Source organism: Pseudomonas citronellolis, assembly GCF_900112375.1.
GTDB lineage: Bacteria > Pseudomonadota > Gammaproteobacteria > Pseudomonadales > Pseudomonadaceae > Pseudomonas > Pseudomonas citronellolis.
In genome coordinates this window covers 1-15,310 of the sequence record NZ_FOLS01000050.1, presented here as the reverse complement: position 1 = coordinate 15,310, position 15,310 = coordinate 1, and the positions used below count along the sequence as shown (strand labels likewise).

At 65.6% G+C, this 15,310-nt stretch carries 13 protein-coding genes; 9 read left to right on the top strand and 4 right to left on the bottom strand.

The features are described from left to right. On the top strand, positions 1 to 1,170 hold the full coding sequence (locus tag BM060_RS30450; protein WP_074986043.1) for a MalM family protein: 1,170 nt from the start codon (positions 1 to 3) through the stop codon (positions 1,168 to 1,170). Positions 1,171 to 1,897: 727 nt separating this feature from the next. Here BM060_RS30450 and BM060_RS30445 read toward each other — a convergent pair. The 4 genes from BM060_RS30445 to ppsR form a co-directional block, all read right to left on the bottom strand. Beyond that, a complete protein-coding gene (locus tag BM060_RS30445; RefSeq protein WP_009618710.1) occupies positions 1,898 to 2,884 on the bottom strand; it encodes an alpha-L-glutamate ligase-like protein in 987 nt (328 codons plus the stop codon). 3 nt (positions 2,885 to 2,887) lie between these two features. Next, the gene (rloB, locus tag BM060_RS30440) at positions 2,888 to 4,414 is read right to left on the bottom strand and encodes an osmotic stress tolerance membrane protein RloB (RefSeq protein ID WP_058070251.1); all 1,527 of its coding nucleotides are present in this window, start codon (positions 4,412 to 4,414) and stop codon (positions 2,888 to 2,890) included. A gap of 5 nt (positions 4,415 to 4,419) precedes the next feature. Further along, positions 4,420 to 4,959 (bottom strand): retropepsin-like aspartic peptidase RloA, encoded by a 540-nt coding sequence (gene rloA / locus BM060_RS30435; protein ID WP_009618713.1) that lies wholly within the window; start codon positions 4,957 to 4,959, stop codon positions 4,420 to 4,422. A gap of 202 nt (positions 4,960 to 5,161) precedes the next feature. Further along, positions 5,162 to 5,980, bottom strand: a complete 819-nt coding sequence (gene ppsR / locus BM060_RS30430) for a posphoenolpyruvate synthetase regulatory kinase/phosphorylase PpsR (RefSeq protein ID WP_009618715.1) — start codon at positions 5,978 to 5,980, stop codon at positions 5,162 to 5,164. Positions 5,981 to 6,145: 165 nt separating this feature from the next. Between ppsR and ppsA the strand changes: the two genes are divergently transcribed. From ppsA to BM060_RS30390, 8 genes are all read left to right on the top strand, one after another. Further along, complete coding sequence (gene ppsA, locus BM060_RS30425; protein ID WP_074986042.1) at positions 6,146 to 8,515, top strand: phosphoenolpyruvate synthase; 2,370 nt, start codon at positions 6,146 to 6,148, stop codon at positions 8,513 to 8,515. Positions 8,516 to 8,591: 76 nt separating this feature from the next. Continuing rightward, positions 8,592 to 9,554, top strand: a complete 963-nt coding sequence (locus BM060_RS30420; RefSeq protein WP_074986040.1) for an alpha/beta fold hydrolase — start codon at positions 8,592 to 8,594, stop codon at positions 9,552 to 9,554. A 937-nt stretch (positions 9,555 to 10,491) separates the two neighbouring features. Then, entirely contained in the window at positions 10,492 to 10,980 is a 489-nt protein-coding gene (rraA, locus tag BM060_RS30415; RefSeq protein WP_043272131.1) for a ribonuclease E activity regulator RraA, read from the top strand. A 71-nt stretch (positions 10,981 to 11,051) separates the two neighbouring features. Further along, entirely contained in the window at positions 11,052 to 12,050 is a 999-nt protein-coding gene (gene cmaX / locus BM060_RS30410) for a divalent cation transporter CmaX (protein WP_074986038.1), read from the top strand. Positions 12,051 to 12,104: 54 nt separating this feature from the next. After that, on the top strand, positions 12,105 to 12,353 hold the full coding sequence (locus BM060_RS30405) for a CrfX protein (protein WP_074986036.1): 249 nt from the start codon (positions 12,105 to 12,107) through the stop codon (positions 12,351 to 12,353). A gap of 2 nt (positions 12,354 to 12,355) precedes the next feature. Next, positions 12,356 to 13,180, top strand: coding sequence for a mechanosensitive ion channel family protein (locus tag BM060_RS30400; protein WP_074986032.1), 825 nt, complete (start codon positions 12,356 to 12,358; stop codon positions 13,178 to 13,180). 74 nt (positions 13,181 to 13,254) lie between these two features. Continuing rightward, the gene (gene sigX, locus BM060_RS30395) at positions 13,255 to 13,845 is read left to right on the top strand and encodes an RNA polymerase sigma factor SigX (protein ID WP_024128632.1); all 591 of its coding nucleotides are present in this window, start codon (positions 13,255 to 13,257) and stop codon (positions 13,843 to 13,845) included. A gap of 117 nt (positions 13,846 to 13,962) precedes the next feature. After that, positions 13,963 to 15,024, top strand: coding sequence for an OmpA family protein (locus tag BM060_RS30390; RefSeq protein ID WP_074986027.1), 1,062 nt, complete (start codon positions 13,963 to 13,965; stop codon positions 15,022 to 15,024). Positions 15,025 to 15,310 lie beyond the last annotated feature (286 nt).

Sequence of the window (15,310 nt, the reverse complement as noted above, 5' to 3'; positions counted from 1 at the left end):
ATGCAGCGTTCCCGCCACCTGTTCCTCTGCCTGCTGGCTACGGCGGCCGCGCCGCTGCCGGCGCTGGCCGACGCCGGGCGCTACCTGTCGTGGATCGACGACAGCGGCCAGGTGCACAACACCTTCGTCGACGCCGGCTACGGCCAGCAGCAGCGCCAGGCGGCCAGGCGCATCGACCAGAGCGACCGCGCCCGCCTGCGCGACGACGGCGGCACCCTCTGGCCCGGCAGCGCGCCGGCGGGGGAGAGCAAGCGCCGCTACTTCACCTGGGTGGACGGCCAGGGCAACCTGCAGAACAGCTTCTACGCCGGCAACCAGGTGCCCGCCGGGCGCGGCGACTACGTGCTGCCCAACGGCGACCATTCCTCCGAGTACATCGACGCCGAGGCCTACGAGGACAAGGGCTTCGTCCGCAGCGAGAACGGCAACCCGTACTACACCTGGGTCGACGAGCAGGGCCGCATGCACAACTCGCCGATCACCGCCCAGGACCGCGCCGACGGCATCCGCCGCAACCAGATCGCCTTCACCGAGGGCCGCGAGGTGCAATTCAAGCAGCGCCCGCAGGCCCTGCCGGGGCTGGACGGCAGCGGCGAGCAGAGCGACGCCATGAAGGCCCTGCTCAAGGGCAGCGGCAAGACCCTCAATGACCTCTACCAGGACCTGCAAAGGCGCTGCTGCGAGCAGATCGCCGAGGGCGAGTTCACCGAGCTGAACGCCGACGAGCCGCGCTACGAGGAGCTCAACAAGTTCTCGCCGAGCTTCGACTTCCCCATGGGCAAGAGCTACTACGTAGCCATGAAGCTGCCGGCCTCGCAGCAGGTCTACGGCCTGCGCGTGCGCAGCTTCTCCAACCACCAGGTGGTCTACCCGTCGCTGCTGTTCCTCGACGAACGCAAGCGCCCGACGCGCCTGGTCAGCGACGCGGTGTACAAGCTCAACCCGGAAACCTGGTACCGCTACGCCTTCATCGAAGGCACGGTGCCGGTGCGCGCCAACCAGGGCGAGCGCTACGTGCTGCTGCTGACCACCGACGAGGACCGCGCCCTGCAGACGCTGGACAACAAACCCTACAAGCGCCCGCTGGAAAACCTGGCGGTGAACGAGGAGGGCATGAAGGTGCGCCAGCATGCCGACCAGGGCGGGTTCGAGCTGGCGGTGGTGCGCTGAGCGTCACCGGATAGCCCGCTGCGGGCGGTTGGTCGATCGCGGACGGAGTCCGCTCCTACGCCCGTGCTTCCCTGAACCGTAGGATGGGTTGAGCTTGCGATACCCATGCTGCCGTGGTGATGGGTATCGCTTCGCTCAACACCATCCTACGAAAAGCCGAGCTTCCTGGAACCGTAGGAGCGGACTCTGTCCGCGATTCGGACTTCCAGAGAAATATCCGCGCACTCCGAACGCCCCTTCAGCAGGCCGAGCGAAACCGGCGCTCAGGAGGTCATGCGACATGGATGTCGCGAGAGCCCCGATGGGCTACAGGGACGTACGCTCGGGGGGGGACGCCTAGTTCGGGCCTCCGTGGCGGGGGAATTCGCGAGGGTAGCCCGGCTCCATCGGGCCCGTATGTCGGGGCAAGCCTTTTTGGTTCCTTTTTGCGGGGGTGGCCTTCCACCGATTGACAAAAGGGACTCGCCCGAGGGGGCGAAACAAAAAATCTCCGCAGACTCGGAGCGGCGCGCTACACCGAGCCCAACCCCAAAAGTCTCTGGGTTCCCGCGTTCGCGGGAATGACGGGGTTGAAGGATGGCGCCTGACCGACGCGTCGCTCAGGACAGCCCCCTCTCCCTTCAGGGAGAGGGTTGGGGAGAGGGCGCTCTCGAACCCAGCACCGAAAGCCCCCGGGAAACACCGTTCGCGAGCAAGCTCGCTCCTACGAAAAGCCCCCGACTCCGCCTCAGATCTCCCGCGTCGGCACATGCCCGAACAGCTTCTGCGAGAAACGCACCCGCTCCTCCGGAGTCTCCTGCACGCCCTTGGCCTGCAGCTCCACCAGGTGGGCCTCCACCGCCTGGGCGCGGCCGGTCAGGCCGCAGTCGTTGGCGATCTGGATGTTCAGCCCGGGGCGGGCGTTGAGTTCGAGGATCAGCGGGCCCTTGTCCTGGTCCAGCACCATGTCCACGCCGATGTAGCCCAGGCCGCACAGCTCGTAGCAGCCGGCGGCCAGCTTCATGAAGCCGTCCCAGTGCGGCAGCTGCACGCCGTCCACCGCGTTGGTGGTGTCCGGGTGCTTGGCGATCTTGCGGTTCAGCCAGGTGCCCTGCAGGGTGATGCCGGTGGCCAGGTCCACGCCCACGCCGATGGCGCCCTGGTGCAGGTTGGCCTTGCCGTTGGACTGGCGCGTCGGCAGGCGCAGCATGGCCATCACCGGGTAGCCCATGAGGACGATGATGCGGATGTCCGGCACGCCCTCGTAGCTGATGCTGCGGAAGATCTGGTCGGGGGTGACGCGGTACTCGATCAGCGCGCGGTCGCGGTGCCCGCCCAGGGAGTACAGGCCGGTGAGGATGCTGGAGAGCTGGTACTCGATCTCCTCGCGGCTGATGATGCGCCCGGAGACGGTCTTGAAGTTGCCCTCGAAGCGGTCGGCGATCACCAGGATGCCGTCGCCGCCGGCGCCCTGCGCCGGCTTGATGACGAAGTCGTTGCGCTCGCCGATGATGGAATCGAGCTTCTCGATCTCCTTCTCGGTGGAGATGATCCCGTACATCTCCGGCACGTGGATGCCGGCGGCGATGGCGCGTTCCTTGGTGATGATCTTGTCGTCGACGATCGGGTACAGGTGGCGCTTGTTGTACTTCAGCACGAAGTCCGCGTTGCGCCGGTTGATGCCCATGATGCCCTTGGCTTCCAGGGCTTTCCACCGCTTGATCAGGCCGAACATGGCTCAGTCCTTCAGGAAGGCTTTGAAGCGGAACAGCTCGGTCAGGCGGTAGCCGCGGTAGCGACCCATCGCCAGCATGAAGGCCACCAGGAGCAGCAGCACCGCCGGGAAGGTGAACACGAAGTACACCAGCTCCGGCACGCGCATCAGGATGTGCGCCAGGGCCGCGGCGAACAGGGTGCCCACCGCCGCCTTCATGGCGTGCGCGGCGCCGCGCTCTTCCCAGGTGATCGACAGGCGCTCGATGCTCATGGTCAGGATCACCATGGGGAACAGCGCCACCGACAGGCCGCTCTCGAAGCCCAGGCGGTGGCTGAGCAGGCTGATGGCGGCGATCATCACCACCACGAAGGTCAGCACCACCGACAGGCGTGGCAGCATCTGCAGCTTCAGGTGCTCAAGGTACGAGCGCAGCGACAGGCCCAGGGCGGTGATCACGGTGAACAGGCCGATGCCCCACTGCAGGCCGGTCTCGCGGAAGGCGAGGGCGATCAGCACCGGGGTGAAGGTGCCGAGGGTCTGGATGCCGATCAGGTTGCGCAGGACCAGGATCACCAGCACGCCGAAGGGGATCATGATCATGATCTGGAAGGTCTGCTGGGTGGACAGCGGCAGGCCGTACAGCGAGTAGTCGAGGAAGCTTGCGTCGGTGTTCTCGTTGGTCAGCTTGGCCAGGCGGATGGCGTTCATCTCGCTGTTGTTCAGGCTGAAGCTGATCAGCGCTTTCTTGCCGCCTTCCACCGCCAGCAGCGGCTCGTCGCCCAGCCACCAGATCAGGCGGTCGGCGGGCAGGCCGCGCTCGCCGGTCTCGGGGTTGAAGTACAGCCAGTCCTTGCCGTTGTAGCTGCGCAGCCACAGTTCCGGGCTCTGCGCCTGGTTGGCCAGCAGGCGCAGGGTGTGCACGCGCTCCATGGGCACGTGGGCCTGGGCCAGCAGGGTCTCGACGATGTACGAGCGCTTCTCCAGGCTGGTGTCGCCGGCCAGCAGCAGCTTGACGTTGTCGTCGGCCAGGTTGTTGGCGCGCTTGATGGTTTCGCTGACGAAGGTCTCGATGTCCGCCGAGTGCTGGCGGATGGGCGCGATCAGGGCCTCGGCGGCAATCTTCTCCGGGCCTTCCAGGGGCGGGCTGTCACGGAAGATCGGGCCTTTTTCCTTGGGTTGCTCGCCGCTGAAGCGCTTGGTCAGCACCAGGCGGTAGTAGAGCGTCTGCTTGCCGTTGGCGCGGCGCGAGGACCAGGTCACCTTGCGGTTGCCGTCGGCGCGGTTGATGCTCACCCCGTAGTTGTTCGAGACGAAGCTCTCGTTGAGGCTGACGTAGCCCTGGGTCAGCGGCGGCACGAACATCTGCACCTTGACCGGGGTCTTCGGCGTGGCGAGGAATTCGACCTTGGCGTCGATGTTCCACAGGTCGTCGGTTTCCGCCTCGGTCATGGGGATGCCGAGGATGAAGATCTGGTAGGCGGTGATGGAAACGCCCAGGACCACCAGGATGGCGATCAGGATCTTCAGGTGCAGGTTGATGGAGCGCATGGGCTTTACTCGGCAGGTTTCGCAACGGGGCAACCGGGCTGGCCGGCGGCGTATTTCAGGCTGGGGTCGACCAGGGCGCCGAAGCGCTTGAGCGCGTCGGAGCCGATCAGCAGGGGATATTGGAATGCGCTGCGGTCGGTAAGGTTCACTTCGATGGTGCGGCGCAGCCTGCCCAGGCAGACGTCCAGCTCGATGACCGGACGCGCGGTGTAGGCCTTGCCCTCGTCGGGGTCGAAGTCGCCGTGGCGCCGCTTGATCTTGCTGATGCGCGCCAGCGGCCGCTCCAGCGGCTGGCTGTCGGCGGTGTCGGTGGCCAGGTAGAAGCGCACCCAGGTTTCGCCGTCGCGCTTGAAGCGCTTGATGTCGCGGGCGCTCAGGGAGGCGGTCTTGGCGCCGGTGTCGAGCTTGGCCGCCAGCACCTGGTCGAGCTGGCCGATGTGGGCGTATTCGATGAGCCCGTAGACGGTCTTGCCGGCCGCGCCGACGGGGCCGCCGAAGGCTGCCAGGAAAATCAGGAGCAGCAGGGCTGTGGGCTTGAGTCTCATAAGTCCTGAGCGCTGGGGGCCGTAGGCCAGTGAACGGGTACATCCGGCAAACGCCACGGCCTGCGGGCGAGTCATCCTTGGCCGGGGCCTGGGCCCCCCAGGAGGGATGCGGGGCGCGATTCTAGCACGCAGGTCCCGTGTGACGACACCCGCCAGGCCCCGGCGGGCGGCAGCGTGAGCCGGTTCACAGGGCCGTGCGGGGCTACTTCAGGCGGCGCTCGACGCCTTTCTCCACCATGATCTTGGCGGCGATCTCCTCCACCGAGAAATGGGTGGAGTTGATGTAGGCGATGTTCTCGCGGCGGAACAGGTTCTCCACCTCGCGCACCTCGAACTCGCACTGGGCGAAGCTGGCGTAGCGGCTGTTGGGCTTGCGCTCGTTGCGGATGGCGGTGAGCCGGTCGGGGTCGATGGTCAGGCCGAACAGCTTGCCCTTGTAGGGCTTGAGGGCGTTGGGCAGTTGCAGGCGCTCCATGTCCTCCTCGGTCAGCGGATAGTTCGCCGCACGAATGCCATATTGCATTGCCATATAGAGGCAGGTGGGCGTCTTGCCGCAGCGCGACACGCCGACCAGGATCAGGTCGGCCTTGTCGTAGTAGTGGGTGCGGGCGCCGTCGTCGTTGTCGAGGGCGAAGTTGACCGCGTCGATCCGCTCCATGTAGTGCGGATTGTGGCCGATGCTGTGGGATTTTCCGACGGAATACGACGAGTCCGCGGATAATTCCTGCTCCAGAGGGGACAAAAAGGTCGAGAAGATGTCGATCATGAAGCCGTTCGACTGGGCCAGGACCGCCCGGATCTCACGGTTGACGATGGTGTCGAAGATGATCGGGCGGGCGCCGTCCGCCTGCGCAGCCGCGTTGATTTGCTGTACCATGACGCGCGCTTTTTCTTCGGTGTCGATGTACGGTCGCGTCAGTTTGTGGAAATGGATGTTCTCGAACTGCGCAAGAAGACTCTGGCCGAGGGTTTCGGCGGTGATGCCGGTTCCGTCGGAAATGAAGAAAGCCGTACGTTTCATTGCGCTGCGGGCCTTAATGTAGGAAAGAATCCTGAGTATGATAGGCCGCGCTTTTGCAAGGCCTCCTGCCGGGGCATTGTCACTTATTTTTCTGGCCGCGGCCAGAAAGGGGCAGCGTCGCGGTGGCCCGTTTGAGCTTTTCCAACATTCAGTGGAGAGATCACCTTGGTAGAGTACGTAGTTTCCCTCGATAAGCTCGGCGTCCATGATGTCGAACGTGTGGGGGGCAAGAACGCATCCCTGGGCGAAATGATCAGCAACCTCGCCGGTGCTGGGGTTTCGGTTCCCGGTGGTTTCGCCACCACCGCCCAGGCCTACCGTGACTTCCTCGAGCAGAGTGGCCTGAACGATCGCATTCACGCCGCCCTGGACGCCCTCGATGTCGACGACGTCAACGCCCTGGCCAAGACCGGCGCGCAGATCCGCCAGTGGGTGATGGACGCCGAGTTCCCCGCCCAGCTGGACGCCGACATCCGCAAGGCCTTCGCCGAGATGGCCGGCGGCAACGACAACATGGCCGTGGCCGTGCGCTCCTCCGCCACCGCCGAAGACCTGCCGGACGCCTCCTTCGCCGGCCAGCAGGAGACCTTCCTGAACATCCGCGGCGTGGACAACGTGATCCGCGCGGCCAAGGAAGTCTTCGCCTCCCTGTTCAACGACCGTGCCATCGCCTACCGCGTGCACCAGGGCTTCGACCACAAGCTGGTCGCCCTGTCCGCCGGCGTGCAGCGCATGGTCCGCTCGGAAACCGGCACCGCCGGGGTGATGTTCACCCTGGACACCGAGTCCGGCTTCCGTGACGTGGTGTTCATCACCGGCGCCTACGGCCTCGGCGAGACCGTGGTGCAGGGCGCGGTGAACCCCGACGAGTTCTACGTGCACAAGCCCACCCTGGAAGCCGGCCGCCCGGCGATCCTGCGCCGCAACCTGGGCAGCAAGGCGATCAAGATGATCTACGGCGATGAAGCCAAGGCCGGCAAGTCGGTCAAGGTGGTCGACGTGGAGAAGGCCGACCGCGCGCGCTTCGCCTTGTCCGACGCCGAGGTCACCGAGCTGGCCAAGCAGGCGCTGATCATCGAGAAGCACTACCAGCGCCCGATGGACATCGAATGGGCGAAGGATGGCGACGACGGCAAGCTGTACATCGTCCAGGCCCGCCCGGAAACCGTGAAGAGCCGTTCCAGCGCCACCGTGATGGAGCGCTACCTGCTCAAGGAGAAGGGCAAGGTCCTGGTGGAAGGCCGCGCCATCGGCCAGCGCATCGGCGCAGGCCCGGTGAAGGTCATCCACGACGTCTCCGAGATGGACAAGGTGCAGCCCGGCGACGTGCTGGTCTCCGACATGACCGACCCGGACTGGGAGCCGGTGATGAAGCGCGCCAGCGCCATCGTCACCAACCGCGGCGGGCGTACCTGCCACGCGGCGATCATCGCCCGTGAGCTGGGCATCCCGGCGGTGGTCGGCTGCGGCAACGCCACCGCCGTGCTGAAGGACGGCCAGCAGGTCACCGTGTCCTGCGCCGAAGGCGACACCGGCCTGATCTACGAAGGCCAGCTGGGCTTCGACGTGCGCCAGAACTCGGTCGACGCCATGCCCGACCTGCCGTTCAAGATCATGATGAACGTCGGCAACCCGGACCGCGCCTTCGACTTCGCCCAACTGCCCAACGAGGGCGTGGGCCTGGCCCGCCTGGAATTCATCATCAACCGCATGATCGGCGTGCACCCCAAGGCGCTGCTGAACTTCGCCAGCCTGCCGGCCGACATCAAGGAAAGCGTCGAGAAGCGCATCGCCGGCTACGACGACCCGGTGGGCTTCTACGTCGAGAAGCTGGTCGAGGGCGTCAGCACCCTGGCCGCGGCCTTCTGGCCGAAGAAGGTCATCGTGCGCCTGTCGGACTTCAAGTCCAACGAGTACGCCAACCTGATCGGCGGCAAGCTCTACGAGCCGGAAGAAGAGAACCCGATGCTCGGCTTCCGCGGCGCCTCGCGCTACATCAGCGAATCCTTCCGCGATTGCTTCGAGCTGGAATGCCGGGCGATGAAGAAGGTCCGCAACGAGATGGGCCTGACCAACGTCGAGCTGATGGTGCCCTTCGTGCGTACCCTCGGCGAGGCTTCCCAGGTGGTCGAACTGCTGGCCACCAACGGCCTGAAGCGCGGCGAGAACGGCCTGAAGGTCATCATGATGTGCGAACTGCCGTCCAACGCCCTGCTGGCCGAGGAGTTCCTCGAGTTCTTCGACGGCTTCTCCATCGGCTCCAACGACCTGACCCAGCTGACCCTCGGCCTGGACCGCGACTCGGGCATCGTCGCGCACCTGTTCGACGAGCGTAACCCAGCGGTCAAGAAGCTGCTGGCCAATGCCATCGCCGCCTGCAACAACGCCGGCAAGTACATCGGCATCTGCGGCCAGGGCCCCTCGGACCACCCGGACCTGGCCAAGTGGCTGATGGAGCAGGGCATCGAGAGCGTCTCGCTGAACCCCGACTCGGTGCTCGACACCTGGTTCTTCCTGGCCGAAGGCCAGGCCTGACGCCAACCGAACCTGCGGGTTCAGGAAGGGCGGGTGCTTGCACCCGCCCTTTTTTCGTGCCAACCCATTCCACGACATGCACAGCAGTAGCCGACTCTTTCCCGTGGCGCTCGTCAGCGCCGAACTGCGTGGCGGCCTCACCGAGGACGTCTATCGCCTGAAACCCAACAACAGCCCGGACCCCAGCGTCGAGCTGGCGCTGACCCGCCTGGGCCTGCCGAGCCGCGAGCAGCGCGGCGCGCCGGTGATCCTGGTGCACGGCAGCTTCTCCAACCGGCGTTTCTGGTATTCGCCCAAGGCCATCGGCCTGGGGCCGTACCTGGCGCGCGCCGGCTTCGACGTGTGGATACCGGAAATGCGCGGCCACGGCCTGTCGCCGCGCAACCTCGACTATTCGCGCAACAGCGTCGCCGCCTATGCGCGCTTCGACCTGCCGGCCATCGCCGCCTTCGTCGTCGAGCAGAGCGGCCAGGCGCCACACTGGATCGGTCATTCCCTGGGCGGCACCAGCCTGGCCGCGGCTCTCGGCGGCGGCTACCTGGCGCCGGAGCAGGTGGCCAGCGTGGCGCTGTTCGGCAGCCAGGTCAGCCGCGACTACTGGGCGCTGAAGCTGCCGCCGGTGGCCTGGAGCGGGCGCTTCCTGCTCAAGCGAATGGGCGTGATCCCCGGCCCGCGCCTGCGCCGCGGCCCGGAGGACGAGCCCATCGGCCTGGCCCTGGAGGCCTTGCGCTGGTACGGCCTGTTCGGCCGCTTCGGCGAACGCGACAACGACTGGTGGGGCGGCCTGGCCAAGATAACGGCGCCGGTGCTGGCGGTCAGCGCCGAGGGCGACCGCCAGGACCCGCCCTGGGCCTGCCGCAAGCTGTTCGAGCAGTTCGGCTCCGAAGTCCGCGAATACCTCTGCCTGGGGCGCCGGCAGGGCTTTTCGGAAAACTTCGGGCACGTCGAGATGCTGGTGAGCAAGGGCGCCCAGCGCGAGGTCTGGCCGCGGGTCCGGCACTGGCTGGAACACCAGGCCCTGCCTCCCGGCAACCCGTAGGGTTACGGGCTGCGCCGAGGTGCTCTTCGTAGGAGCGAGCTTGCTCGCGAACAAGCGCGGTGCCATGCGGTTCGCGAGCAAGCTCGCTCCTACGAGAAGCCATACTCGCCAGCGGACCCTGCCCGCGATTTCGCGCGCAGGGGAATGCCGCGGGTGGGGCCGCGTAGGAGCGGATCTTATCCGCGATCCGCGCCGGGACGTCCGGCTATCGCGGACAAGGTCCGCTCCTACGGGGGAGGAATACCGTGCCATCCGGCGGGCTGTAGGAGCGGGCCCTGCCCGCGATTCGCGCGCAGGGCCCGCTCCTACAGGTGAATGATGCGGGTGGGGCAGCGTAGGAGCGGATCTCATCCGCGACCCGCGCCGGAATGGCCGGCTATCGCGGACAAGGTCCGCTCCTACGGGGGAGGAATACCGTGCCATCCGGCGGGCTGTAGGAGCGGGCCCTGCCCGCGATTCGCGCGCAGGGCCCGCTCCTACAGGTGAATGATGCGGGTGGGGCGGCGTAGGAGCGGATCTCATCCGCGATCCGCGCCGGGATGGCCGGCTATCGCGGACAAGGTCCGCTCCTGCGGGGGGGAGGAATACCGTGCCATCCGGCGGGCTGTAGGAGCGGGCCCTGCCCGCGATTCGCGCGCAGGGCACGCTCCTACAGGTGAATGATGCGGGTGGGGCAGCGTAGGAGCGGATCTTATCCGCGAACCGCGCCGGTGGTTTCGGCCATCGCGGACAAGGTCCGCTCCTACGGGGGGAATACCGTGCCTCTCGGCAATCTGTGCCCGAAGGCCGCCAAGCCGCGGAGCAGGGCGGCGGGCGTAGGCGGATGGCGTGACAGTCGCTAGACTGTGACGCCAAGCCGGGTTCCGGTCATTCCGGGCTTCATCGCCGCTCCGCCGGTCCGCCGCAGGTTCATCCCGACACTCCAAGGAGTCTCTCCATGCAATACGTCACCCCTGATCTGTGCGATGCCTATCCCGACCTGGTCCAGGTCGTCGAGCCCATGTTCAGCAACTTCGGCGGTCGCGACTCCTTCGGCGGCGAAATCGTCACCATCAAGTGCTTCGAGGACAACTCGCTGGTCAAGGAGCAGGTGGACAAGGACGGCAAGGGCAAGGTGCTGGTGGTCGACGGCGGCGGCTCGCTGCGCCGCGCGCTGCTGGGCGACATGCTGGCCGAGAAGGCGGCGAAGAACGGCTGGGAAGGCATCGTGGTCTACGGCTGCATCCGCGACGTCGACGTGATCGCGCAGACCGACCTGGGCGTGCAGGCCCTGGCCAGCCACCCGATGAAGACCGACAAGCGCGGCATCGGCGACCTCAACGTGGCCGTGACCTTCGGCGGCATCACTTTCCGTCCGGGCGAGTTCGTCTACGCCGACAACAACGGCATCATCGTTTCCCCCCAGGCCCTGAAAATGCCCGAGTGAGCTGAACGCCGGGCGCCTGCGCCGGTCAATGTTCGACCGCCGGCGGCGCCCGGCACCTTCCGGAACACGCGATGCAGCAATACGAAAGCGGAACCGAGCGCGGGCTCATCTACGGCTACGTCCTCGACGGCCGCGGCAGTGGCCGGCAGATCAGCCGCGCGGAACTGCACCTGATCGACCTCAAGCCCGAGGAAAGCCTCTGGGTGCACTGGGACCGCGGCGTCCCCGAGGCGCAGTCCTGGCTGCGCGACTCCAGCGGGCTGAACGAATTCACCTGCGACCTGCTGCTGGAGGAGGCGACCCGCCCGCGCCTGCTGGACCTGGGCGCCGAGCGCCTGCTGCTGTTCCTGCGCGGCGTCAACCTCAACCCCGGCGCGGTGCCCGAGGACATGGTCTCGCTGCGGGTGTTCGCCGAGAAACAGCGGGTGATCTCCCTGCGCCTGCGTCCGCTCAAGGCGGTGGCCGACCTGCGCCAGGACCTGGCCGCCGGGCGCGGCCCGAAGAACGCCTCGGAGCTGGTGCTGAGCCTGGCGCACTACCTCACCGACCGCATCGACACCCTGATCGGCGGCCTGGCCGACGAACTCGACGCCATGGAGGAGGCCATCGAGGAAGACGAGCGCAACGTGCCCGACCAGGCCGAGCTGCGCGCCCTGCGCCGGCGCTCCGCGGGCCTGCGGCGCTACCTGGCGCCGCAGCGCGACATCTACTCGCAGCTCACGCGGATCAAGCTGTCCTGGACGCTGGGCGACGACGCCGACTACTGGAACGAGCTGTATAACCGCCTGACGCGCAACCTCGAGGAACTGGAGCTGGTGCGCGAGCGCATTTCGCTGATCCAGGAGGCCGAGCACCGGCGGATCACCGAGCGGATGAACAAGACCATGTACATTCTTGGTATCATCACCGGCTTTTTCCTGCCCATGAGTTTCGTGGCCGGGCTTCTGGGCATCAACGTAGGCGGGATTCCGGGCTCCAGCGCGCCGCACGGCTTCGCCATGGCCTGCCTGCTGATGGCCGTGATCGCCGTGACCCAGTGGTGGATCTTCCGCCGCCTGCGCTGGCTCTGATGTGACTTGTGGGGGTGTGGCTGCGTCAAGGCAGCACACGAAGGAGAGCTGTGCATGCACGACCCGTTCGAAGAATCCCTGCGCAACCTGTTGCGCATGCCGGCCCAGGAGCCGGAGGACGACGCGCGCCTGGGTCGCGTGCTGAAGACCGCCAACCGCCAGGTCGGCGCCGGCGACCTGTTCAGCCTCATGGGCCACTGGCTGCAAGCCCTGAGCCTGGGCGTGAGCCGCGGCGCCGCCCACCTTGCGCCGGTGTCCCGGCGCCCGCAGAATTCCGCCCCTTCCGCTGACAAGGCCGATTGAAGATGCAATTCGATATCTGGACGCAAAGCCTGCTCACCGCCATGAACACCCTGTGGAGCAAGCTCGCCGGGTTCATCCCGAACCTGCTCGGCGCCCTGGTGGTGGTGCTGCTCGGCTTCGTCGTGGCCAAGCTGCTCGACGCCCTGCTGTCCAAGCTGCTGGCCAAGCTCGGCCTGGACCGCCTGATGGGCGGCACCGGCCTGACCAAGCTGATGGCCCGCGTCGGCATCCAGGTGCCGGTCTCGACCCTGGTGGGCAAGATCGTCTACTGGTTCGTGCTGCTGGTGTTCCTGGTCTCCGCCGCCGAGTCCCTCGGCCTGCAGCGCGTCTCCGCCACCCTCGACGTGCTCGCCCTGTACCTGCCCAAGGTGTTCGGCGCGGCCCTGGTGCTGATCGTCGGCGTGCTCCTGGCGCAGTTGCTCAACAGTGTGGTGCGCGGCGCCGCCGAGGGCGTGGGCCTGGAATACGCCGGCGGCTTGGGGCGCGTGGCCCAGTGGCTGGTGATCATCATCAGCATCTCGGTGGCCGTCGGCCAGCTCGAGGTCAAGACCGACCTGCTCAACTACATCATCGCCATCGTGCTGATCACCGTCGGCCTCGCCGCCGCCCTGGCCCTGGGCCTGGGCAGCCGGGAGATCGCCGGGCAGATCATCGCCGGCATCTACGTGCGCGAGCTGTACCAGGTCGGGCAAGAGGTGAAAGTGGACGATGTCGAAGGCATCATCGAAGAAATCGGCACCATCAAGACTATTCTGATGACCGATGAGGGCGAGTTGGTGTCCATTGCCAACCGCGTGCTCCTCGAGCGCCGTGTGACCAGCCGCTGAGATGATCCCGTGCAACGCCGACGCCGCTTCGCGAAAGCCGCGTCGGCGGCCGACATGACCTGGCCCGACCCGACTTGAACAAGCCGCAACCATTGTCCCAGCGCTACGACCCGCGCCAGCTGACCGACGAGGAGCTGGTGGAGCGCGCCCATGACGAGCTGTTCCACGTCACCCGGGCGTACGAGGAGCTGATGCGCCGATACCAGCGCACGCTGTTCAACGTCTGCGCACGCTATCTGGGCAACGATCGGGATGCCGATGACGTGTGTCAGGAAGTGATGCTCAAGGTGTTGTACGGTTTGAAGAACTTCGAGGGTAAATCGAAGTTCAAAACTTGGTTGTACAGCATCACTTACAACGAGTGCATTACCCAATATCGCAAGGAAAGACGAAAGCGTCGCCTGCTCGATGCGCTGAGCCTGGACCCGCTCGAGGAGGCTTCCGAGGAGAAGGCGCCGAAGGTCGAGGAACGGGGCGGCCTGGACCGATGGCTGGTACATGTCAACCCCATTGATCGGGAAATTCTGGTGCTACGATTTGTCGCAGAGCTCGAATTCCAGGAGATCGCCGACATCATGCACATGGGCCTGAGTGCGACCAAGATGCGATACAAGCGTGCACTCGATCGGCTGCGCGAAAAGTTTTCGGGCATATCCGAAACATAGTTGGGTAAATGTTGTCTCTCTAATTCGCAAGTTCTGATAAACTTGCCCGCAAGTTGTATGGCCTGCCTTTTGTCGGCGGTCATCGGCTTACTGACCACCAAGATGGGGATTTAACGGATGAAACTGAAGAACACCCTGGGCGTCGTGATCGGCTCCATGATCGCCGCTTCCGCCGTGAATGCTTTCGCTCAAGGCCAAGGCGCAGTCGAAGCCGAAGCCTTCGGCAAGCGCTACTTCACTGACAGCACCCGCAACATGAAGAACGGCGACCTCTACGGCGGTTCCGTCGGCTACTTCCTGACCGACGACGTCGAGCTGGCGCTCTCCTACGGTGAATACCACGACATTCGTGGCACCTACGAGTCCGGCAACAAGAAGGTCCATGGCAACCTGGCTTCCCTGGACGCCGTCTACCACTTCGGTACTCCGGGTGTCGGCCTGCGTCCGTACGTTTCCGCCGGTATCGGTCACCAGAGCCTGACCAACGTCAACAGCGCCAACGGCAGCCGTCAGAACCTGACCATGGCCAACATCGGCGCCGGTCTGAAGTACTACTTCACCGAGAACTTCTTCGCCAAGGCCAGCCTCGACGGCCAGTACGGCCTGGAGAAGCGTGACAACGGTCACCAGGGCGAGTGGATGGCCGGCGTCGGCGTCGGCATGAACTTCGGTGGCGGCGCCAAGCCGGCCCCGGCTCCGGAACCGGTCGCTGAAGTCTGCTCCGACGAAGACCACGACGGCGTCTGCGACAACGTCGACAAGTGCCCGAACACCCCGGCCAACGTCACCGTTGACGCCAACGGCTGCCCGGCCGTCGCTGAAGTCGTCCGCGTCCAGCTGGACGTCAAGTTCGACTTCGACAAGTCCAAGGTCAAAGAGAACAGCTACGCTGACATCAAGAACCTGGCTGACTTCATGAAGCAGTACCCGTCCACCTCCACCACCGTTGAAGGCCACACCGACTCCGTCGGCACCGACGCCTACAACCAGAAACTGTCCGAGCGTCGTGCCAACGCCGTTCGTGACGTGCTGGTCAACGAGTACGGTGTGGAAGGCGGCCGCGTGAACGCCGTTGGTTATGGTGAGAGCCGTCCGGTTGCTGACAACAGCACCGCTGAAGGCCGCGCCGTCAACCGTCGCGTAGAAGCCGAAGTGGAAGCCCAGGCCAAGCAGCAGTAATTGGTCTGAGTTCCAGGAAAAACCCGGCTTCGGCCGGGTTTTTCTTTGTCTGGGGAAAAGCTCGTTTAGGTGGTTGGGATGGGGCTATGGATTCGCTTGCGAGCCCTTGCACCCAACCTAATCTCGTCATTCCCGCGAACGCGGGAACCCAGAGACTTCTTGTTTGGGTGTGTTTGCGCCGCTTCGGAGTGCTCGGACGTTTCTTGTTTCGCCCCCTCGGGCGAGTCCCTTTTGTCAAACGGTGGAAGGCCACCCCCGCAAAAAGGAACCAAAAAGGCTTGCCCCG